Origin of the sequence: Yersinia vastinensis, assembly GCF_902726565.1 — a bacterium.
GTDB lineage: Bacteria > Pseudomonadota > Gammaproteobacteria > Enterobacterales > Enterobacteriaceae > Yersinia > Yersinia vastinensis.
In genome coordinates this window covers 431,234-452,564 of the sequence record NZ_CACVAF010000003.1, presented here as the reverse complement: position 1 = coordinate 452,564, position 21,331 = coordinate 431,234, and the positions used below count along the sequence as shown (strand labels likewise).

The window sequence follows — 21,331 nt, the reverse complement described above, 5'->3', positions numbered from 1 at the left end:
TAACGATTCAGTAGTGAATACAGGAGAATAAACATGGACTTCATTAACGATCATTTCATGATCGGCAATGAAGTCGGTGTTCGGCTGTATCAGGACGTCGCAAAAGATCTGCCGATCATCGATTATCATTGTCATCTTGAAGCAAAAGATATTTACGAAAATAAATCATTTGAAGATATTACCCAACTCTGGCTAGCGGGCGACCATTATAAATGGCGAGCAATGCGCGCTAACGGTATTAATGAACGCTTTATTACTGGAGACGCCAGCGCAGAAGAGAAATTCCGTGCTTGGGCTGAAACCGTGGAGGCCGCATTCGGTAACCCGCTTTATCACTGGACGCACTTAGAGCTGAGTAAATACTTTGACTGCAATATAAATCTCGATAGTCAGAACTGGCGTGAAGTTATGGCGCACTGTAACCGGCTTATTAAGCACAGTGATTTTAAACCGCGCCGCCTTATGGAACGGTCAAATGTCGAGGTTATTTGTACGACCGATGCTCCGCTGGACTCTCTGGAATATCATCGCCTGTTACAGCAGGATCAAACCTTTTTAATTAAGGTATTACCGACATTTCGGCCCGATGATGTTTTTAATGAAAAAGCGACTGAATTTGCCCTCTTTATTAAAAAACTCGCTCAGTTAACTGACGTCAGGATAAATACCTTTAATCAATTTTCCGATGCAATAGGTAAACGTATTGACTGGTTTCATGAAGTGGGTTGCCGTATTTCCGACCATGGCCCGCTAAATATTCAATACAAAGTTTGTTCGCCGGAAGATGTGAACTCTCTTTTTTCTCGTAAAGCCGGGGGGCAATCTCTGACTGACGAGGAAGAAATACAGCTCAATAGCGCTATTTTCATCATGCTCTCCGCGCACTACAAAGCTAGAAATTGGGCTATGCAGATTCATTTTGGTGCCATTCGTAATAATAACAGCCGAATGTGTCAGCAAGTGGGGATTAATTCCGGTTTTGATTCGATAAACGATCAAGTGCATCTGGCATCATCCCTTAATCAATTGTTGGACGCGATGGTACAAGCAAACGCGTTGCCAAAAACCATCCTTTATAACCTTAATGCCAGTTACAACGATGTTGTTGCGACAACTATCGCTAATTTCCAGAGTGCAGAGCATGGGGTGAAATCTCCGATGCAGTTTGGTTCAGGCTGGTGGTTTAACGACACGCGTCGGGGTATGGAAAATCAGCTTAATAGTCTTGCTGACCAAGGGTTGCTCATGCATTTCGTTGGCATGCTGACCGATTCCCGCAGTTTCGTTTCTTATACCCGACATGACTATTTTCGCAGGATCCTTTGCAACCTTATCGGTGGGTGGGTTGAGAAAGGTGAAATACCAAATAATAAAGAAGTTCTGACGCGAATGATCAGAAACATTTGTCACGCTAACGCTAATAACTATTTCAACTTCTAATACTCTTCCCTGTGAGGATAGAACATGACTCGTACCAACCGCAAAATTACCATTCCGGTCAGTATTGGATATGGTCTGACGGATATTATGGGTGGCGGCGCATTTACCGTTATTGGCGCCTGGTTACTTTTCTTTTATACCACCTTTGTCGGTTTATCTCCGGTCGAGGCGGCGTCAATTGTCGCGATTGCGAGGATCGTTGATGCCATTGTCAGTTTATTTATGGGATCTTTTACTGACCACTTTTATAAAAATGCATTGGGTAAAAGATTTGGCAGAAGGCGCTTCTTTTTACTTATCGGCGCGCCATTAATGCTGGTTTATATTTTGCTGTGGGTAACGGGAATGAGTTTCTGGTTTTACCTTACGGTATATCTGGCATTCGAAATCATTGCAGCAGTAGTGTTAATTCCATGGGAGACTCTGCCCTCGGAAATGACGAAGGATTTTAATTCCCGAACTAAACTCTCGACTTGCCGTATGTTCCTCTCTGCATCAGGTACATTTCTGGCCACCTTTATTCCAGGTCTGTTAATTGGTCATTTCGGTGAGCACGATCCAAATGCCTATTTTATTAATGGCGTAGTTTTTGCGGTTCTGTTCATGCTGTGTGTGTTTATTTCTTGGAAGGTAACATGGGAGCGCGAATTAACTCCAGAGATGTTGCAAGAATTGGAACGCAGCAATCAGCCAAAAACGTTCAGTGAAAAATTAGTCATGGTTGGGGGGCTATTTAAGGAATATGGTTCGACATTAAAGGTTCGCGCCTTCAGAAAACATCTGGCCATATATCTGTTTTCCTTTACCGCAAAAGATGTCTACAACACGGTGTTTGTTTTCTTCTGTGTTTACTGCCTGAATGTTTCTTCATCGCTGGCCGGTACGCTGCTGTCGATGAGTATTGTTGGTCTGCCGGTCACTTTGTTAGCGGGGGTGGCTATCATTAAATACGGTCCTTCTCGTCTATATGTCTTCGCATACACATTGATGATGTTGTGCCTGGCCGGTTTGTTCATGGTTTACCAGTTCCCGATGGGAAACAAAGTGACGGTGTTGCTGATTTTGGCGGCGTTGTATCAAGTTGGTCGTTGTGTGTTGGAGTTCACCCCGTGGAACGTGTTTCCTTTCATTCCAGATATTGATGAGATGATCACTCGCCAGCGCCGCGAAGGTTTGTTTGCTGCGGTGATGACTTTCTCGCGTAAAACGACGGTTGCCATCGCCACCTTCATTGTGGGTCTGATGCTACAGAATGGTGGATTTGAGAAGGGGAGTTTGGTGCAGCCTGAGCAGGCGATCAACACCATCGCAACACTATTGTTTGCCGGAACCGCAGGTTTACTGCTGCTGGCACTATGGCAGGCGGTGACATTCCACTTGAACAAACGCACGCACAAAATCTTTGTTGATGAAGTGGACCGTTTGAAAGCTCATGGCCTGAAACAGGATGTAGAACCAGAGACTCGGCGGATTGTTGAAGATTTAACCGGTTACTCTTATGACGCACTGTGGTGCGACGCGGATGATACGGTGGCTAAAGCAGCCAAGTCGGCTACAACGTTGAGTTAATACAGTGCCCCCCTGATGGAAAGTTAGGGGGGCATATAACTTAAAAATGATGTTATGCCCATGACGAAAAACGTCATTCAAATTTGTACATGTAACCATAAAGGCGTTTCCCTAAAGACGTCCTGACTCATTATAAAGTAGGCCATACAATGCAAAACAAGCTCTTAACGGCAAAGGCGACACTTCCTGGCTATGATCGCACTAAGCTGGTTCCACGTATTGTTCATCTTGGTTTTGGTGCATTTCACCGTGCTCACCAAGGAGTGTATACCGATATTCTGGCTACTGAGCACCACAGCGACTGGGGCTATTGCGAAATTAACTTGATCGGCGGTGAACAGCAGATTGCTGATCTGAAACAGCAGGATAACCTTTATACCGTAGCGGAAATGTCGGCGGATGCGTGGACAGCAAGAGTGGTTGGCGTGGTGACGAATGCGCTGCATGCAGAAGTTGATGGATTGGAATCAGTACTGAATGCGCTGTGCGAACCGCAGGTTGCTATTGTGTCGCTGACAATTACGGAGAAAGGGTACTGTCATTCCCCGGCAACCGGTCAATTGATGTTAGATCATCCGATGATCGCAGCTGATCTACAAAACCGCAAGCAACCAAAAACGGCACTCGGCGTGGTGGTTGAAGCACTGGCACGCCGTAAAGCGGCAGGTTTACCGGCATTTACCGTAATGTCCTGCGACAACATGCCTGAAAATGGTCATGTCGTGCGTAACGTGGTCACCGCTTATGCCCGTGCCATTGATGCTGAATTAGCGGCGTGGATCGAGCAGAACGTCACTTTCCCTTCCACGATGGTTGATCGGATTGTGCCAGCGGTAACGGCAGACACACTGGATAAAATTGAGCAACTAACCGGCGTTCGAGATCCCGCGGGTGTGGCATGTGAGCCATTCCGTCAGTGGGTAATTGAAGATAATTTTGTCGCGGGCCGCCCTGAGTGGGAAAAAGCAGGTGCAGAACTGGTCGCTGATGTTATTCCTTTTGAAGAGATGAAATTGCGCATGCTCAACGGAAGTCACTCCTTTCTCGCATATCTGGGGTATCTGGCGGGCTATCAACATATTAACGACTGTATGGGTGACGAAAATTATCGTCTGACCGCGCGAGCATTAATGCTGCAAGAACAGGCCCCGACGCTGAAAGTACAGGGGGTGGATCTTGAGCGTTATGCTGATCTGCTGATTGATCGTTACTGTAACCCAGCGCTACGCCATCGCACTTGGCAAATAGCAATGGACGGTAGCCAAAAGCTTCCTCAACGTATGTTGGACTCTATTTGCTGGCATTTGGCACATAATAGCGGTTTCGAGTTGCTGGCTCTGGGTGTCGCGGGTTGGATGCGTTATGTCGGTGGGGTAGATGAACAAGGCCATGCAATTGAAATCAGTGATCCTCTGCTACCAGTGATTCAAAAAGTGGTACAAGAAAGTGACGAAGGTGAAAACCGTGTTCAGGCACTGCTGGATATTGATGCAATTTTTGGCAATCAACTTCCGCACATTGAACTGTTCACGAAGAGAGTGAAAGAGGCGTATCTGTTACTTTTGGCGGAAGGCGCAAAAGCGACCGTTGCAAAATATGCCGCAAAGCTGTAATCAGCAGATGATAAATACCGCCTTTGGGCGGTATTAATGCCATTATTCTTCGCTAAACCAGTCGCTGTTTTCTTGACGAATCAACTGAACAGACTCACTGATCTCCTGCAGATGTATTGTCATTGCTCGCTCTACTGCATCACCGTCATGCTTTTCAAGGGCAGTAAAAATGTCCAGATGCTGGCGCAGTAGCATCTCTGGCGGGGAAACATGATCCAAGCTCATATAGCGGACTCGATCAATTGTCGCTTTAATGTTTTCGATGGTGTCCCATGCCAATTGGCAGTCAGCAATAGTTGCTAGTTGCTGGTGAAAATCATCATCTAGCTCGAAAAAATCATTAATCTGCTTGCGGTCGATGGCAACGCGTTGCTGGTTAAGATTCTGCTCCAGTTGGTAGCATTGGCTGTCGGTTATCATCGATGCTGCACGACGAACAACTGCACATTCAATTGCTTGACGAACAAAACAGCCGTTACGCACCTGCGATAACGAAATTTTGTTTACATAGCTGCCGCGCTGAGGACGAATTTGGATCAGACCGTTCTCCGCCAGTTTGATAAATGCCTCACGCACCGGCTGGCGAGACACACTAAAACGGACAGAAATCTCTTTTTCAGAAAGCGGCGTGCCCGGTGCAATAAGGCAATGCACGATGTCCCGACGAAGAATTCGATAAATCTGCTGATTTACGGGCTGTGTAGGATTAAGTTGCGTTTCGACAGTCATTCATTCTTACTGTTTAGTGAGTTAACGCTGTGATTCTACCACTCTTTTGCCAGAACAGGGCAGCCCGACAGTCGCAAATCGAAAACTCGGCTTTTCAGACCCGGTGGTGACCATTCTCCGAGCACATAAAGAGAAATATTATCTCTTTATGTGCTTCCAGTACCAGATCGCGAAATGGAATGATGGCGATATCTTTATGGCGGAACTGGAATAGAGTGAGGCCAGTCGTAATACTGACGCCGTAATTGGCAGCAATCAATCCCATCATCGTGGTGAGTTGTCGTACTTCCATTTGATAATTGAATCCTTCTCTGCCATCACACAATCTATCGGTATGCTGACGAATACGGGTTCCCGGACAAAAACCAATAAAGGGATACTGACCAATGTCAGCAATATCTACCATTTCGAGTCGTGCTAATGGATGATTGCGATGGCACAGCAGGTAAAATTTATCAGAAAACAGCAGTGTTGAATTAAATGTACTCAACGATGGCTGGCCCGCAGTCAGCGCTAGGTCAGCTTGACCATCTAACAGCGCCTTCAGGCAGCGATCCCACTGTGTGTCTATCAGCTTGATGCGAGTTTCTGGGTGGACAAGGCTGTATTGCACCAAAACTTCTGGTAGCTAAACCAGCCGATTGAAGGATACTAATCAAAATAATATAAAGGGCTTTCTATGGGTGAGGCCCTTATTTTTAAATAGAACTGATTTGGGTTTTAAATTCAGTCAGCCAAATATTGATATCGCTTTGTTTTACAAACTTTTGACAACTTTATACAGCAAACAGACAACTCGACGCATGATAAGATGAATAATCGCTGCACTACTCCTAGAGTCCTGCACAAGAGGTTTTATCATGTTAATAAAACAGGTCGTGAGAATAAAACAGGCCATAACTTTATTCATATTATTTCTACTCCCGCTATTTGTCATGGCCAAGGTAGCTACGCCAGCCGTCACTGTTAAATCAGAACTTTCAGCACCAGTGATGTTGGTCAACAGTGAAGATAAAAACTACCTAAAAGTATCTCTGACGGGTTTTAATCTCGACAGCAAACGTCGTAGCCCCATTAATCTGGCATTGGTGATTGACCGCTCTACCTCAATGACGGGGGACCGTATTGAGAAGGCGCGAGAGGCTGCAATTCTGGCAGTCAATATGCTTGATGCGACTGATACGCTATCGGTGGTGGCCTATGATAACAACGCACAAGTGATTATTCCGGCCTCCAAAGTCAGTAATAAACCCGCGTTGATTGCCAAGATTCAACAGCATATCCACCCAATGGGAATGACAGCCTTATTTGCCGGTGTCAGCAAAGGTATCGGCCAGGTGGATAAAAACCTGAACCCTGAACAAGTGAACCGCATCATTTTGTTGTCTGACGGTCAGGCGAATACCGGCCCAACCTCAATCAGTGAGCTTTCTGATCTGGCTCGTATGGCCGCGAAGAAGGGGATTGCCATCACCACTATCGGTTTGGGCGAAGACTACAACGAAGACCTGATGACGGCTATTGCTGGCTACAGTGATGGTAATCACTCTTTCGTGGCCAACTCTGCCGATTTAGAAAGTGCTTTTACTAAAGAGTTTCAGGATGTGATGTCGGTGGTGGCGCAAGATGTCATCGTCCAGATTAAGACCAACAATCAAGTGAAACCGGTCCGGTTGCTAGGCCGTGACGGCGATATCTCTGGTAACACCGTTAATGTGAAACTAAACCAGCTTTACTCCAATCAGGAGAAATACATTCTGCTGGAAGTAATACCAGAGAAGGGGAGTGATAATCAGAAAAAAAATCTCGCCGATGTCAGTGTCAGTTACCTTAATCTCAGCAGCAAGCAGCAAAATAATATCAATGAGCGGGTTATCGTCAGCTACAGCAAATCGGTAGCTAAGGTGAGTGATGCCGTTTTAGAAGAGGTCTTGGCCGAGTCAGAGATTCAAAAAACGGCGCTTGCCAATGACGAAGCCATCAGGCTTATCGATGCAGGGAATAAGGAGGAGGCGAAGAAAGTATTAGAATCCAATGCTGCTGCATTAGGTTCTATGTCATTCTCCAGCCCTGTCGCCGAGAGAAAAGTGAGAGAGAGCACCACTAAACAACTCAAGCTGGCGGAGGATATTGACAGTAAAGATGCCGCCACCTACCGTAAAGAATTAAAAGAGCAGAACTACAACGTCAAACAGCAGCAGAAGTAACAGTTAACTTTAATACTGAGTCAGTGGGTTGGCTCAGTATCTCCATGGGATGGAACATGAAATCGTCGAGAAGTCTGTTTCTTTTTGCGTTTATCACATTAGTGATTTTTTCCGCGATTGCTTATTTTGGCTATCGTACTCTGACCCATGAAACCTTATTACGTCATTATCAAAATCAACGTTTAGCTCAAAGCCATACTGAGCAAGTCAGTCGTTTTATTTTGGACCTGCTAAATCAAAATGCAGTGCGCCTTAGCTCGATTGCTTCTTATGTTAATGTAGACAGCAAAACGCTCAACGCATTAGTTGCGCAGGAGAGCGGCATTGATGCTCTGTTCGTGCTGAAGAAAAATCAGCTTTTGTTTCCCAATACCGAGGCGGCATTGACGGAGAAGGAAAAAAGCTGGGTGCAGGCCATCACTCCTATCGTGCAGGATCCGAGTTTACTCTACAGTCACCATTTCACCGACGAACAGACCCAACCCACCTCCGGCTGGTACTTTAGCCGTGAAGCGAACGATCCCTTGCTCATTTATTGGCAACAACAGGGCAGCCAGCTTATTGGTTTTAAGGTCCCCTACGTCAAGCTACTGTCTGATGTGATTAACTCACTGGATTTTGACTCTGCACCGAATACATTGCAGGTGCTGGATGATGGGCGCTTACTCTACCAAAATGATCATCAAACGTTGACGAGTGATCGGGTTGCATTGAACTCCCAACACTTGCCTTACCCACTGAACGCCTGGCAGATAGATTATTACGCCAAAGCGGTGAACAGCTCCTCTCTTTACCTCTGGGGTGGGCTGATGTTGGGGTTTCTGATGGCGATTATCGGGTTGGCGATGTTATACCTTTACCGGGAATATACCCGTCAGTTGCGCCTTGCACAGCAGCAGGTCAGTTTTGTCGGGCAGGTCTCTCACGAGCTAAAAACGCCATTGACCAATATTTCTCTGTATGCCGAAATGCTTCAGGAATTACAGCCGGAGGAGAGCACCTTTTCTAGCCCTAGTCAGCGCTATCTTGCAGTGATCCTTAATGAAAGCCAGCGGCTCTCCCGCCTTATTCAAAATATCCTCAGTTTTACCAATGTGCCAAAAGTACACTTACAGCCCGTGGTGTTGCGCCCATTGCTAAACGATATTTACCATGCTTTTACTCCCGCTTTTGCCGCGAAAGATATGGAGTTGGTGTTAATAGTTAATGGCGATATTCACCTCACGACCGATGTCGATCGGCTGACGCAAATTATCAGTAATTTTCTCAGTAACGCTGAAAAATATGCAGCGCAGGGAAAGCGGGTGGAATTGATTGCTGAACAGGCCGACAACAGGGTGCTGATCCGGGTGCGAGACTACGGCAGCGGTATGGCTGCGAAAGAATTGAAAGCTATTTTTCAGCCCTTCTATCGAGTGAAAAGCCACATTACTGAAGGCGTATCAGGGACCGGTATTGGGCTCACCATTGCCAGACAGTTGGCGACCAGTTTGCAGGGCGAAATTTTAGTCAGCAGTGGCCCGACGGGTAGCTGTTTTACCCTTAAACTGCCCATGACACCGGATGAAAAAACCAACATAGGCAAGGAGCCATCAACGTGAAAATATTAATTGCTGAAGATAATGCCCATATCCGCAACGGCCTGATGGAGGTTTTAGCGCATGAAGGCTATCACCCTATTGCAGCCGAAAATGGGGTTCAGGCACTGGCGCTATACCGTCAACAGCAGCCCGATTTTATTATTCTCGATATTATGATGCCGGAGCTTGATGGCTACAAAGTCTGTCGGGAGATCCGCAAACACAACTGGCAGATACCTATCGTCTTTCTGTCAGCTAAGGATGAAGAGATTGATCGAGTGATTGGATTAGAGCTGGGAGCAGATGATTACATCAGTAAACCCTTTGGTATTCATGAGATGCGCGCCAGAATTAAAACTATTGCTCGTCGTTGCCTACGACAGGCACCGCTCTCTGAAGAAGATGCGGGTTTCCCGTTTGGAGATTTGACTGTTATTCCTACTGAGCTGTGCGCTACCCGAGGCGAGCAACGTCTTGAGTTATCACTGCGCGAAGTCAATATTCTGCGTTATCTTTATCAGCACAAAAATCGAGTCGTGACCCGGGATATGCTATTTGATGCCGTATGGGGATACGACCATTTACCGCAGAGCCGGACATTGGATCAGCACATTTCCAAGCTGCGCAAAACCATTGAACTTGACCCAGTGAATCCCGTATTGATTCGAACTGTGCATGGCATTGGTTATCGATATCAAGGCGGTGAATGCAATCATCCCAAACATTCCCAGCATCAAACCCCTGCATGAGTTGAAAGGGATTTACGTCGTGAATAATAACGCGCAGTTTTTATGAGGGAATAGCGGCAGCCAAAACATGTGATCTGCAAAGAGAAAACCAGCGCACTGTGACTATCTCCTTATTGCCAGAGCACCGTTCGCCAAGATTCGTTTCGCCTTGACCAATGACAAGGCGGTTTGGGTATTAGCCACTTTATAATCAGGCCCGTTTTTTTCTTACTGGTGTGAAAGCATGGCTTATCAACTGAATCTTAACTGGCCCGAATTTTTAGAAAAGTACTGGCAAAAACAACCTGTGGTATTAAAAAATGCCTTCCCGAACTTTGTTGATCCTATTACGCCGGATGAACTGGCGGGACTGGCGATGGAAGCGGAGGTTGATAGCCGTTTGGTCAGTCATCAAAATGGTCAGTGGCAGGCCAGTAATGGGCCTTTTGAACATTTTGATAATCTGGGTGAAACCGGCTGGTCATTATTGGCGCAGGCGGTTAATCACTGGCATGCTCCGTCAGCCGAACTGGTGCGCCCATTTCGGGTATTACCGGATTGGCGCTTAGACGACTTAATGATCTCCTTTTCTGTTCCTGGCGGCGGTGTTGGGCCACATATCGATCAATATGATGTTTTTATTATTCAAGGGATGGGCCGCCGCCGTTGGCGCGTGGGTGATAAGTTGCCTCTGAAACAGTTTTGCCCGCATCCGGCATTACTTCACGTTGAACCTTTCACACCGATCATTGATGAAGATTTAGCACCCGGCGACATTTTATATATTCCGCCAGGCTTCCCACACGACGGTTTTACTCATGAAACAGCCTTTAACTACTCAGTCGGTTTTCGTGGGCCAAACGGTAGGGATCTCATCAGTAGTTTTGCTGACTATGTGCTGGAGAACGATCTTGGCAGTGAGCACTATAGCGACCCCGATTTAACCTGTCGGGAACATTCTGGGCGGGTGGAAGATTATGAACTCGATCGTGTGCGTACCATGATGATCGACATGATTAATCAGCCGGAAGAGTTTAAACAGTGGTTTGGCCGCTTCGTAACCACGCCGCGCCATGAGCTTGATATCGCGCCGGCGGAGCCACCTTATGAGCCGAGTGAGATTGTTGACGCCCTCATGCAAGGAGATGCATTGACGCGCCTTGGTGGGTTGCGAGTGCTGCAAGTTGGTGACAGCGTCTTCATCAACAATGAGTGCTTGGACACTGTCGATCCTAAAGCGGCTGACGCGCTGTGCCGCTACACCCTTATTGGGAAAAAGGAGCTGGGTGAGTCACTCAACAATCCTGCTTTTGTTGCTGAGTTAACCGAGCTGGTCAATCAGGGCTACTGGTTTTTCGATGAAGCAGATATTAAGTAGTAAGATTTATGGATTGGTGCATTGATGAGCGGCTCCTCCCTCTGGCAAGTTAGTCTTGCTCTACGGGTGGAGCCGTAAATTATGGTAGGTTTCCCCGATGAAGCCCTGGTGAGGCGATATCAGCATTTGCAGGCAGAGCAAGAAAAATAGATTACACCTACAACTTGTATTGATATTTTTTAGCTCTGTCACAATAAATATAAACACTTAACATGATGGCGGGAACGGGTGAAAACCACTCTTGTAACACTTTAAGGAAAATGATATTACAGATAGTTGGGATTCATTCATTTGACTATAATTATTAGCATAGGAAGGTATGTTACAAAAATGAATATCAACGTTACGGATACGCCAAACCCACTAGACGAAGAATATGTTATCGATGGTCTTTGGACACATAACCATAAAACGCAAGCGGTAGATATCCACCCGTTGTTCCTCACTGTGACCGACGACAATGATAAAATTGTGGCGGGATTAGTGGCCAGAACTTGGTGGGGCGGACTTGAAGTACAATATCTTTGGGTCAGTGACGGTTATCGTGAAAGTGGCTATGGCCGTCAATTAATGAAAGGAGCGGAAGAGGAAGCCATTAAGCGTGGATGTCATATGGCTTATGTAGACACTTTCGATTTTCAGGCGAGAGGCTTTTATGAAAAGTTAGGTTACCGTGTATATGGTAATTTAGGTGGGTATGCCAAAAAGCATACGCGGCACTATCTGGCAAAAGAACTGATAAAAGAAGTTTAACCCATTTTTGATCGGCGAGGTCGTAATGGATTTGCCCGATAAAAATAATGATATTTATTTCAAGGGCCTTATTGCCATGATGGAACACTTAAGTGAGCCATGGGGCATTAAAGATCTAAACTCCCGCCATATTTATATGAATAGGGCCGCTTACCTCTATACCAATACACCATTGAGTTTTGAGATAGAGGGGAAAATGGATGATGAGTTTCCTGCTCACTGGGCTGAGTTTTCTCCCGAGTTTATAGAGCATGATAAACGGACGGAGGAATCACAAAACCGGGTTACCGTAATAGAAACACATTATTGGTATGGCAAAGACACGCTGACACCATTTATTAGTGAAAAGCTACCTATTTATAATGATAAAAAAGAAGTCATTGGCGTTATGTGGAGTGCCAAACCACTTAATACGTTATCTCCATTAAAATATATAAACCAACAAAAACCCAGTATTTTAACGACTGAAATTAATAGCAGTACATTCACTCGGGCTGAACTTGACGTTATATTTTTAATGCTACAAAGATTCTCAGTTAAAGAGATTGCCAAGATATATAACATCAGTACTAAAACGATAGAAAATAGAATATATACTATTTATCAAAAATCTGATGTCCACACGTTGCAACAATTTGAGGAGTTTTGCAAATTTGCACATTTGGATAATTATATTCCTGATCGACTGGTGGCAAAAGGGATCCAGTTTATCTGACAACTAAGGGTACACCTTATCGTGATCAAAATTGAAGATTATCCATTGAGCCGAGTGCCACAGGATAAAAGGGTTTCATTTTTAAGTGTCGCCATCGTTCATATGGGTATGCTGACTGCGCTGGATCAATTTATGCTCGGTGCAGTGCTCGGTAATTCTATGACCCTAACTGATGCATTCACTGCGATCCTTATCGGCAGCATAATATTTGGCGTAGTCACTTACGGTCTTGGTTTGGCAGGTATGCGTGAAGGGATTTCCGGTAGCCTACTGGCTCGCTGGTGTGGTTTTGGTCGTTTGGGGTCTGTACTGATAGGGATTGTTGTGGCGGTGAGTCTACTCGGATGGTTTGGCATTCAAAATGCTATTTTTGCTAAATCGCTAGATTTTGCACTAGGCCATAAACTAGGGTTCGGATTTGCTGCTGCTTTATCGGGCACCTTGTTGACCATTTTAGTCGCCTTTGGTTTTAAAGCACTGCGTATTGCCGCTCGCATTGCTGTTCCGATGTTTATTTTGCTGGTGGCTTATATCTCCATTACTACGCTATCAGGTCATAATATCCATGAAATTATTCAGTTAGTACCACCCGGTGAGCATCTTCCTATCAGTGCCGGTATCACGATTGTGGTTGGGGGGGCCATTGTGGCGAGCCTAATGACGCCTGATCTGACGCGCTACTCCAAAAACAGTAAGCATGTCCTTGGCGTGACTATTTTTACCATTATTGCCGGGGAGTTTATCGTCAACGGTCTGGCTATCCTTATCGCCAAAACTCTTGGTACAGCGGATGTTGTGACCATTATGTCTCAGGCCGCCGGCGGAGCGGGTTTGCTGGTTGTGGTGTTTTCCACATTGAGGGTTAATGACCTCAATTTGTACTCTTCATCGCTCGGTATTGTTAACGCCGTTGAAGGTTTAACCGGTAAGAAACTGAAGTACACATTGACCACATTAGTTATTGGTGTGTTAGGAACGACCCTGTCTGTACTGGGCATATTAGACCGCTTTGTGGACTTCCTTACAGTACTGGGTGTCGTGTTCCCACCGATTATCGGTATTATGTTGGTTGATTACTATGTCCTGCGCTCTCATCGTAACATTCTGGACAAGAGCCGGCAGGAAGGAAAATTACCAGATGAAACACCGGTTATTGGCTGGGTTGCGATTATTGCCAGTATTGTCGGCAGTATTGTGGGGCTAGTGACTGAGTGGGGGATTCCAACCATTAATTCACTGGTTGCCGCCAGCCTTATTTATTGGGTCTTCAAAGTGGCTACCAGCCGCAATCAAAAACCAATCGAATCAGAAAAAGCAATTTAACATAGTTGCGAATAATGCCAATACTCCCCGATCAAGGGGAGTATAATGCTATAAAAAGGTGACTCTCTATTTTTTATATCCCTGACATAGTTAACTCATTCAATAGAATTATTTTCTTAAGTAGGCAATAGGAGAAAACTAAACGTGGGATATTTCATCAGAATATATTGATAAATAAAAACGCGACTAAAAGCCGCGCTTTGCTATTTATTATTGTATTAATTTAACAAGAATGACTTACCTTGTTTTAATACTAAATCACAGGCTTTGGTTTTGATTTTTTCTGTGATTTGCTCGCTACCGAGATCGTTCAGATTCAAACTCTTCCCTTCACCGGTTTTCAGCAGTCCACCCAAACCTTCTTGATAGTCTTGGCTCTTGGCATTTTCAGTGCTGGTGATCCCCAGTTTACTCATCAATTGATCTTTAATCGCTGTAGTGCCATTGGCAGACAGCACGTTATTTTGCACGCAATATTGCAATATACCGGCGGCATTGGTCATGGTGCTAGCACTCAAGCCTTTATCGCCACCATTGAGTAAACCGGTTAGCGACGACAGTGAAGATGAGCTGTCGCCTGATTTGCTGTACTGGTCTGCCGCACTTTTTACTGAATCTAATAAGCTGTTTGCATTAGCGGAGCCGGCAAGCAAGGTGGTTGAGAAAGCCAAAGCCAGTACCAGGCGATGAGTGATATTCATAGAAACTCCTGTTTTACAGTGGAGAGCACAGCACATAGCGCGTGATACCGCAGAAAGGCTGCTAATCATTATCTTCGGCGCTAAGAATAGCGCACAGAAAACATTTTGCTGATAGGCGTTATCTGATAACTGGAGTATTTATGACGCTAATGCCCATACCTTAAGCGCAAAACTTCTGGATAAGGATCAAAATACCGCTGTTGCATAAGATAGCTGTCGGGGACTGAGTTGGTGGCTGAAATAGCCTTGGATATGCTGCAATACATTGGTATGCCCGCGTCGGGAAGAGCATTGACGCATCTGCGCCATCAATTGACTTCGATATGCAAAGGCACAATCATTAATGGACTTCCATAGATTAATTGCCGCCACAAAACGGCCTAATTCACAGTAACCGGGTTGTGAATGAGCCATCAGTAGCAGCTTAACGGCTTGGAAAGCCATCAGAGTAGCGCGGCTCATGCCTTGTTTCTCAGGGATTTTTGGGGAGAGAGCGCGGGCAGCATGTGCTGCCCGTATCGGTTAAGGCATCAGACCAATAAAGGATGTTTTCTTACGTGGGCCGGTCATCAACCCTTCCAGTTCTTCGACACACTTCAGATAATGCGGTGTTTTCTTATGGGCCGCTACCGCATCTTCATCGATATAGGCTTCATAGATATAAAAGCGGGTCGGGATAGTCTCGTCCTGCAACACATCAAAACGTAAATTCCCTGCCTCACGGATAGAACCTAAGTGGTTGGCACGGAAAACCTCAATAAACGGTGCAACTTTGTCATCTTTTACATTAATTTCGACGAGGGTGACATGCATAACCTTCTCCTTGTCATTGCTTGCCAGCCGAGGCCGGCAGCTATTTCGAATTAACCTTTTTCGTGGAGGAACAACTGATAAGCCGTTTCTGCATTCTCGTTTTTATGCACCACGGCATGCACAGCTTTCAGCATGGCAATTGGCGCCTCTGACTGGAAGATATTGCGCCCCATATCCACGCCAGATGCGCCCTGATCAATTGCCTGATAGCACATTTCCAGTGCATCTCGCTCTGGTAATTTTTTGCCGCCAGCAATGACAATCGGCACCGGGCAACCTGCCGCAATACGCTCAAAGCCACTATCGACATAATAGGTTTTAATCACCTGCGCACCCATTTCGGCGGCAATGCGGGTTGCTAAAGAGAAATAACGTTGGTCGCGAGCCATGTCTTTACCGACGCCAGTCACGGCCATGGTTGGCATACCGTAGCGCAAGCCTTGGTCAACTAACTGGATAATGTTCTTGATTGACTGATGTTCATGCTCGGTGCCGATGTAAACCTGTGCTGCTACGGCGCAGGAATTGAGCCGCAAAGCATCTTCCATCGCGACAGCCACAGCTTCGTTGGATAACTCTGTCAGAATTGAGTTAGCCCCAGATGCACGCAGCACCACTGGGCGGTTAGCTGCGGCGGGTACGATGCTGCGCAAAATACCGCGGGTACACATTAAGACATCGGCATAGTCAAACAGCGGGGCGATATTGATATCAATCCGCTCCAAACCGGTGGTTGGCCCCTGAAAATAGCCGTGATCAAACGCCAGCATCACGGTGCGATTGGTTTTCGGATTAAATATCCGTGCCAGACGAGATTGCATACCCCAATCGAGCGAGCCACAGCCTTTTAGCGTAAAAGCAGGATTTTTCTGCGGTACGCCAATTCCGAAGTCTTTACCGTCTTTGATATCGTCTAAATCAGCCATCTGTAATTACTCCAAACGGAGGTGAAAGATACTATTGTGGCCCGCGGCTACCTCGCCGCGGGCCGCCGAGATTAGAAATCGTATTTGTCGATGTTCTCTTTGGTGAAAATGACCCGCTGCGGCAGTAATACAATGCCGTTGCCTTTGGCTTCATGGTTATAGCCTTGCACACTGTTTGGCACGACTTCGACGACACCAATATTTGGGATATCAATTTTATCGCCAACATTCAGGTCGCCTTTCTTCAGCATCTCATTGGCAACATAAACTGAGATTTTGCCTTGGTTCACCACATCCCATAGGCCAAACTCTTTGACCGTGCCGCGTTCAACATAAGGGCGCATCACATTCGGGGTACTGAAACCGACAATTGCCACATTGTCGCGTTTCAGGTTTTCAGCGGCCTGAGCAGCAGCAGGCAGAGCGTTAGCATCAGGGGCAATAATGGCATCGAGATCGCCATACGCTTTCAAAATACCTTCCGCGGTTTGTAATGATTTAGTGGCGTCGTTATAGCCAAATTGCGTGGTAACCACTTCCCAGCCGGGGTGGTCTTGCTGGATTTTTTTCTTCGCTTCATTCACCCATTGGTTTTGGTCGGTCACTGTCGGGCTGGAATAGAAAAATGCGACTTTAGCCTTATCTTTTTTCACCTGATTTGCTGCCATATCAACCAGCATTGACCCTAATTGATTCGGGGTTCCCTGATTGATATAAACCGAACGGCACTCTGGCTTGGTGTCAGAGTCCCAAGTTAGGATTTTGACGCCACGTTGCATGGCACGTTTTAGCGCCGGGCACAGGCCGTCAGGTGAAACGGCAGAGACGACAATGGCGTTATAGCCTTGGTTAACGAAGTTGTTGATTAACTGAACCTGACCCGAAACACTCGGTTCTGTTGGGCCATCATAGGTCACATCGACGCCCAGTTCTTTACCGGCATCGACAGCACCTTTACCGCCGCTGGTGAAGAAACCAACCCCGACCAGTTTCGGGATAAATGCGATGCGCTCAGCCGCTTGTGCGGTTGCTATAGAGCCAAAAGTGGTACAAGCAAATCCGAGGGCACAAACCAGCGCCAGCTTTTTTAGTCTTTGTGTTTTCATTGCGTTCTCCGAATCACTGTTCTGTAGGGGTAGAGGTGTTGGCATTTCGCTACAATATTTTCTATATAAATGAGAATGCTAACCTAGGGTGTGTCTGCTGCGACGACGTTGCAGCCATTCATAAATCAGGTGCCGATGTAGGCTAATGGAGCGACCAACCACCACCAGAATCAGTAATGCACCGGACAGTGCACTGGATATCTGGTTGGGTGTGCCAATCATTTGCAGGCCTTGTTGCAAGTAACCCACCAGTAATACCGCCAGTGCAGTGCCGAGGATGGAGCCAGAACCGCCATAAATATTGGCCCCCCCCAAGACGACAGCCGTGATCGCAGGCATCAGGAATGATGCGCCTAAATCAGAGCGTGCCGAGCCGAAGTAAGACACCAATAAGACGGCGGAAATAGCAGATGCCACGCCAGTCAGGGCATACAAAATACAGAGGGTACGAGCGACAGGCAGGGCGCTGTAACGTGCCACCCGACTGTTCTGCCCGATAAGGAAAACGTTGCGACCGCTATGGGTGCGGTGCATTAACAGCCAAAACAGCAACACGCAGACCATAAAGATAACCAGAGGTACGGGTAGGCCGAAGAGGGTTTGGTTAGCAAAATCGGTAAAGGCTGTTGGGAAACCGCCAATCCCCTCATAGCCTGTAGCGCCCGACATCCCCGACAACAGTAAGGCGCTACCACCGAACAGATACATGGTGCCAAGAGTGATAACTAGCGGATTGACACCGGTATACAGAATTAGCCCCGCGTTAATCAGGCCACACAGCGCCCCAACCAAAAAGGTAAGCGGAATAGCGATACTCATTGGCACACCGGCTTGGAACATCACACCCAAGAATATGGAACACAATCCAATGGTAGAGCCAAATGAGATATCAATACCGCCGCTGACAATCACCATTGTCAGCGGCAGGGCCACTATTCCGATGCAGATAAAGTCGCTGGTACTGAACAGCAGCACATTGATATCTAACATGCGCGGATTCGATAAACCAAACAGCAGGATTTCCAGTACCAATAATCCGGCCAGAGTCAGTTCCCATCCGTAACGTCGATATAAACTCATGGTGCCACCTCTTTTTTGATTTTGTTAAAAGGCTTGCTGTTATTCGCGGGTTTATCACTCGACGATTTACTGCTGATGGTTTTCTCTTTCTTCTTATCAGCCCTTACTGGCTGGGTAGTGAATCTGGCATATTTCTGTTGGCGGATATTGCGTTCAACAGCACAACGTAGGCGGCCATCAAAGACCAGCACCCCCAGCAGCACCAAGCCGGCGATAAAGTCATTCCACCAGGCAGGGAGGCGTAGCAGGACTAATACGCTGTCGATTTGTGTCAGGAGATACGCGCCGAGGATTGCGCCAATAATCGTGCCGGTGCCCCCCAACAGACTGATCCCACCCAGCACACAGGCGGCGATGGCTTTCATCTCTAACCCGCTACCGGTCTGGTTCGGGATAAAGCCAATCTGTGAAGCGAAGACGATCCCGGCAAGGGCCGCCATCACGCCATTCATTGAGAAAGCAAAAATACGAATGCTGTCGGTACGGATCCCCAATTGGCGAGCGCCCTGCAAGTTATCGCCAGTGGCATAAAAGCTGCGGCCAAAGGCGGTTTTCCCTAGCAATAGGGCCATCGCGACAATCAGCAACATAATCAGCCAGCCGATAGGGGAGATAGAAAACAGAATGGGCGTTGATAAACTTTTGAGGTCTGCCGGTAACCCTTCGATCCATTTGCCACCAGTCAGTAAGAGCATTAAGCCACGGTACAGCCCCAATGTTCCCAGAGTGGCGACAATCGCTGGGATCCTCAGCCAAGTCACCAAAATGCCATTAAAGAAGCCGGTCACCATGCCAACAAGCAGAGCGAACAGGCAGGAGAGTGCTAGCCCGAACCCCGCATTCAGCGCCATACCGACGGTCACGGCACACAGACCTGTAATTGAGCCGACAGAGACATCAATGTTGCGAGTCAGCATCACCATGGTGGCCCCGATCGCCAGCAGGATCAGGATCTGCGCGCTGCTGAAGATCATGGTGAAGGTCTGCATGCTGAAATAATTACGATCGATGACACCGAGTAGGGCAAATAAGGCGAGAATCGCCAGCAGCGCAGTCGCTTCGCGGTTATTTTGGATAAACTTCAACATGATACGCCCTCATTTTTAGCTGGCTGATGGGCGTCGGCATGATGTTCACCGAAAGCCAAATGCATAATGGTATCGACGTTCATGGCGCTGCCATCCAGTGCGCCACTGATTTCTCCTTGATGCATTACCAACACGCGATCCGCCATCTGCACCACTTCTTCCAGATCAGACGAAATAAAAATGATCGCCACATGTTGTTCGGCAATGCTGCGGATCAATTGATAAATATCACTGCGGGCCGCCACATCCACGCCACGGGTGGGTTCATCAATGATCAGCAATAACGGATTGGCTTCCAGGCATTTGGCAATCAGTAGTTTCTGTTGGTTTCCCCCGGATAAGGTTCTTACCGGTTGCTCAAGGTGATTGAATTTGATGTTCAGCGCCCGACGATAGCGCTCCAGAATGGCAGCCTCTTGTGCCGGGTGAGTCCATAATCCCTGATTACTTTGAGTTAGCGCACACACATTCCAGCTCAAGGGAGCATCCAGATACAACCCGGATGCCTGCCGGTCTTCTGGCAGATACACCAGACCGGTAGCCAACCGATTGACGGTTTTCATGGTGGTGATGTTGATATCTTCCAGCAAGACATGGCCACCACTGGCGGGGCGTAAGCCATACAGCGTTTCGGCCAATTCAGTTCTGCCAGCACCGACGACACCTGCCAGCCCAAGGATTTCACCCGCGCGTACTTCAAAAGAGATGTGAGCAAAACCTTCGCCGCTCAGATCGTTCACTTGTATTACCGGTTGATTTGATTGGGCGCGAGCTTGAGATCGGCGGTTACCGGGCAGCTCTAGCCATAATTTTTGGGTATCTGATAACTCGCTATTTTTCGCCTGTGGTGTGATCGCCTGAATAATGGTGTCGGTTGAGAAATCAGCCGTCGCGCCACTCAGGGCAATGCCCCCATCGCGCATGACGCTAACCCAATCGGCCAATTGACGAATTTCCGGCAATTTGTGAGAGATAAAGACCACACCGACGCCTTGCTGCAATAACATTTTTATTTGGCTAAATAGACGGTTGGTTTCCGCAGGTGTTAGCGACGCGGTAGGTTCATCAAGAATTAAAATACGTGAATCACGCATCAAGCCGCGCATGATCTCCACTAATTGTTGGTCGGCAACATCCAGTGAACCGGCACTGGCCGTTAAGTCCAGATGGCAGCCCAAACTTTGCAGTAACTGCGCCATCTTCTTCTTGTCGGCTTGATGCTTGGGTAACCGGAACAAGATATTTTCCTGCACCGACAGATTGGCAAACAGCATCGGTTCCTGCGGCACCAGATAAATGCCCAGTTGATGAGCCTTGGCAGGTGTGAGGTTTAAACAAGGTTGCCCATTAATCTCAATAGTGCCGTTATCGGGGGGGAGCACGCCGGCGATGATTTTCATCAGTGTTGATTTGCCCGCTCCATTCCCCCCTAACAGTGCATGAACCTGGCCCGGTTGCAGAGTAAAGTCGATACTTTTCAATACCACTACGCCGGAAAACTGTTTGCTAATACCACGTACTTGGAGCAGCGGTGGCGGGGTAGTCATAGTTTGCGGCATCGTGGCTCCAAGTGAACAAAAAT

General features: G+C 47.0%; 19 protein-coding genes and 1 pseudogene. 10 read left to right on the top strand and 10 right to left on the bottom strand.

What is annotated here, in order from left to right; genetic code table 11:
* The first annotated feature begins 33 nt into the window (after positions 1–33).
* The 3 genes from uxaC (at position 34) to HUZ92_RS06785 (ending at position 4,622) form a co-directional block, all read left to right on the top strand.
* Positions 34–1,440, top strand: coding sequence for a glucuronate isomerase (gene uxaC / locus HUZ92_RS06795; protein WP_128451338.1), 1,407 nt, complete (start codon positions 34–36; stop codon positions 1,438–1,440).
* A 24-nt stretch (positions 1,441–1,464) separates the two neighbouring features.
* On the top strand, positions 1,465–3,009 hold the full coding sequence (locus HUZ92_RS06790; protein ID WP_050099957.1) for an MFS transporter: 1,545 nt from the start codon (positions 1,465–1,467) through the stop codon (positions 3,007–3,009).
* A gap of 149 nt (positions 3,010–3,158) precedes the next feature.
* Complete coding sequence (locus tag HUZ92_RS06785; protein ID WP_128451339.1) at positions 3,159–4,622, top strand: mannitol dehydrogenase family protein; 1,464 nt, start codon at positions 3,159–3,161, stop codon at positions 4,620–4,622.
* A gap of 42 nt (positions 4,623–4,664) precedes the next feature.
* On the opposite strand, the gene HUZ92_RS06780 is transcribed toward HUZ92_RS06785, so the two are convergent.
* Positions 4,665–5,351: a GntR family transcriptional regulator gene (locus tag HUZ92_RS06780; protein ID WP_050099961.1), complete on the bottom strand. Its 687-nt coding sequence runs from the start codon at positions 5,349–5,351 to the stop codon at positions 4,665–4,667.
* Between the two features lie 94 nt (positions 5,352–5,445).
* Positions 5,446–5,967, bottom strand: coding sequence for a LysR substrate-binding domain-containing protein (locus HUZ92_RS06775; protein ID WP_318249420.1), 522 nt, complete (start codon positions 5,965–5,967; stop codon positions 5,446–5,448).
* 244 nt (positions 5,968–6,211) lie between these two features.
* Between HUZ92_RS06775 and HUZ92_RS06770 the strand changes: the two genes are divergently transcribed.
* The 7 genes from HUZ92_RS06770 (at position 6,212) to HUZ92_RS06740 (ending at position 14,035) form a co-directional block, all read left to right on the top strand.
* A complete protein-coding gene (locus tag HUZ92_RS06770; RefSeq protein WP_087770181.1) occupies positions 6,212–7,558 on the top strand; it encodes a vWA domain-containing protein in 1,347 nt (448 codons plus the stop codon).
* Between the two features lie 56 nt (positions 7,559–7,614).
* The gene (locus tag HUZ92_RS06765; RefSeq protein WP_145579632.1) at positions 7,615–9,159 is read left to right on the top strand and encodes a sensor histidine kinase; all 1,545 of its coding nucleotides are present in this window, start codon (positions 7,615–7,617) and stop codon (positions 9,157–9,159) included.
* Positions 9,156–9,887: a response regulator transcription factor gene (locus HUZ92_RS06760; protein ID WP_050099966.1), complete on the top strand. Its 732-nt coding sequence runs from the start codon at positions 9,156–9,158 to the stop codon at positions 9,885–9,887. Before HUZ92_RS06765 ends, HUZ92_RS06760 begins: the two co-directional genes overlap by 4 nt.
* A 223-nt stretch (positions 9,888–10,110) precedes the next feature.
* Positions 10,111–11,244 carry a ribosomal protein uL16 3-hydroxylase gene (locus HUZ92_RS06755; RefSeq protein WP_050099968.1) on the top strand — a complete coding sequence of 378 codons (1,134 nt, stop codon included), beginning with the start codon at positions 10,111–10,113 and terminating at the stop codon, positions 11,242–11,244.
* Positions 11,245–11,574: 330 nt separating this feature from the next.
* Positions 11,575–11,997, top strand: a complete 423-nt coding sequence (locus HUZ92_RS06750; RefSeq protein WP_050099970.1) for a GNAT family N-acetyltransferase — start codon at positions 11,575–11,577, stop codon at positions 11,995–11,997.
* A 25-nt stretch (positions 11,998–12,022) separates the two neighbouring features.
* The gene (locus HUZ92_RS06745) at positions 12,023–12,712 is read left to right on the top strand and encodes a helix-turn-helix transcriptional regulator (RefSeq protein ID WP_050099972.1); all 690 of its coding nucleotides are present in this window, start codon (positions 12,023–12,025) and stop codon (positions 12,710–12,712) included.
* Positions 12,713–12,733: 21 nt separating this feature from the next.
* Positions 12,734–14,035 carry a cytosine permease gene (locus HUZ92_RS06740; RefSeq protein ID WP_050140909.1) on the top strand — a complete coding sequence of 434 codons (1,302 nt, stop codon included), beginning with the start codon at positions 12,734–12,736 and terminating at the stop codon, positions 14,033–14,035.
* 218 nt (positions 14,036–14,253) lie between these two features.
* Here the strand turns inward: HUZ92_RS06740 and HUZ92_RS06735 are convergent, their stop codons facing one another.
* The 8 genes and pseudogenes from HUZ92_RS06735 to lsrA all read right to left on the bottom strand — a co-directional run bounded on the left by HUZ92_RS06735 (position 14,254) and on the right by lsrA (position 21,308).
* The gene (locus HUZ92_RS06735) at positions 14,254–14,736 is read right to left on the bottom strand and encodes a DUF2501 domain-containing protein (protein ID WP_050099975.1); all 483 of its coding nucleotides are present in this window, start codon (positions 14,734–14,736) and stop codon (positions 14,254–14,256) included.
* 146 nt (positions 14,737–14,882) lie between these two features.
* Positions 14,883–15,207: pseudogene (locus HUZ92_RS06730) on the bottom strand (DUF1722 domain-containing protein); the annotation flags it as partial.
* A gap of 51 nt (positions 15,208–15,258) precedes the next feature.
* Positions 15,259–15,549 carry a (4S)-4-hydroxy-5-phosphonooxypentane-2,3-dione isomerase gene (lsrG, locus tag HUZ92_RS06725; RefSeq protein ID WP_145579633.1) on the bottom strand — a complete coding sequence of 97 codons (291 nt, stop codon included), beginning with the start codon at positions 15,547–15,549 and terminating at the stop codon, positions 15,259–15,261.
* 50 nt (positions 15,550–15,599) lie between these two features.
* On the bottom strand, positions 15,600–16,475 hold the full coding sequence (gene lsrF, locus HUZ92_RS06720) for a 3-hydroxy-5-phosphonooxypentane-2,4-dione thiolase (protein ID WP_050099981.1): 876 nt from the start codon (positions 16,473–16,475) through the stop codon (positions 15,600–15,602).
* A gap of 71 nt (positions 16,476–16,546) precedes the next feature.
* Positions 16,547–17,581, bottom strand: a complete 1,035-nt coding sequence (gene lsrB / locus HUZ92_RS06715; RefSeq protein ID WP_145579634.1) for an autoinducer 2 ABC transporter substrate-binding protein LsrB — start codon at positions 17,579–17,581, stop codon at positions 16,547–16,549.
* Between the two features lie 78 nt (positions 17,582–17,659).
* Positions 17,660–18,661, bottom strand: a complete 1,002-nt coding sequence (lsrD, locus tag HUZ92_RS06710; RefSeq protein ID WP_050099985.1) for an autoinducer 2 ABC transporter permease LsrD — start codon at positions 18,659–18,661, stop codon at positions 17,660–17,662.
* Positions 18,658–19,749 (bottom strand): autoinducer 2 ABC transporter permease LsrC, encoded by a 1,092-nt coding sequence (lsrC, locus tag HUZ92_RS06705; RefSeq protein ID WP_050099986.1) that lies wholly within the window; start codon positions 19,747–19,749, stop codon positions 18,658–18,660. Before lsrC ends, lsrD begins: the two co-directional genes overlap by 4 nt.
* A complete protein-coding gene (lsrA, locus tag HUZ92_RS06700; RefSeq protein WP_050099987.1) occupies positions 19,743–21,308 on the bottom strand; it encodes an autoinducer 2 ABC transporter ATP-binding protein LsrA in 1,566 nt (521 codons plus the stop codon). The genes lsrC and lsrA overlap by 7 nt, the downstream gene beginning before the upstream one ends.
* Positions 21,309–21,331 lie beyond the last annotated feature (23 nt).

Excerpts from the sequence above, each read along its gene's own strand:
- uxaC (WP_128451338.1), top strand. The coding sequence starts at position 34 with ATGGACTTCATTAACGATCATTTCATGATCGGCAATGAAGTCGGTGTT.
- HUZ92_RS06790 (WP_050099957.1), top strand. The coding sequence starts at position 1,465 with ATGACTCGTACCAACCGCAAAATTACCATTCCGGTCAGTATTGGATAT.
- HUZ92_RS06785 (WP_128451339.1), top strand. The coding sequence starts at position 3,159 with ATGCAAAACAAGCTCTTAACGGCAAAGGCGACACTTCCTGGCTATGAT.
- HUZ92_RS06780 (WP_050099961.1), bottom strand. The coding sequence starts at position 5,351 with ATGACTGTCGAAACGCAACTTAATCCTACACAGCCCGTAAATCAGCAG.
- HUZ92_RS06770 (WP_087770181.1), top strand. The coding sequence starts at position 6,212 with ATGTTAATAAAACAGGTCGTGAGAATAAAACAGGCCATAACTTTATTC.
- HUZ92_RS06765 (WP_145579632.1), top strand. The coding sequence starts at position 7,615 with ATGAAATCGTCGAGAAGTCTGTTTCTTTTTGCGTTTATCACATTAGTG.
- HUZ92_RS06755 (WP_050099968.1), top strand. The coding sequence starts at position 10,111 with ATGGCTTATCAACTGAATCTTAACTGGCCCGAATTTTTAGAAAAGTAC.
- HUZ92_RS06750 (WP_050099970.1), top strand. The coding sequence starts at position 11,575 with ATGAATATCAACGTTACGGATACGCCAAACCCACTAGACGAAGAATAT.
- HUZ92_RS06745 (WP_050099972.1), top strand. The coding sequence starts at position 12,023 with ATGGATTTGCCCGATAAAAATAATGATATTTATTTCAAGGGCCTTATT.
- HUZ92_RS06735 (WP_050099975.1), bottom strand. The coding sequence starts at position 14,736 with ATGAATATCACTCATCGCCTGGTACTGGCTTTGGCTTTCTCAACCACC.
- lsrG (WP_145579633.1), bottom strand. The coding sequence starts at position 15,549 with ATGCATGTCACCCTCGTCGAAATTAATGTAAAAGATGACAAAGTTGCA.
- lsrF (WP_050099981.1), bottom strand. The coding sequence starts at position 16,475 with ATGGCTGATTTAGACGATATCAAAGACGGTAAAGACTTCGGAATTGGC.
- lsrB (WP_145579634.1), bottom strand. The coding sequence starts at position 17,581 with ATGAAAACACAAAGACTAAAAAAGCTGGCGCTGGTTTGTGCCCTCGGA.
- lsrD (WP_050099985.1), bottom strand. The coding sequence starts at position 18,661 with ATGAGTTTATATCGACGTTACGGATGGGAACTGACTCTGGCCGGATTA.
- lsrC (WP_050099986.1), bottom strand. The coding sequence starts at position 19,749 with ATGTTGAAGTTTATCCAAAATAACCGCGAAGCGACTGCGCTGCTGGCG.
- lsrA (WP_050099987.1), bottom strand. The coding sequence starts at position 21,308 with ATGCCGCAAACTATGACTACCCCGCCACCGCTGCTCCAAGTACGTGGT.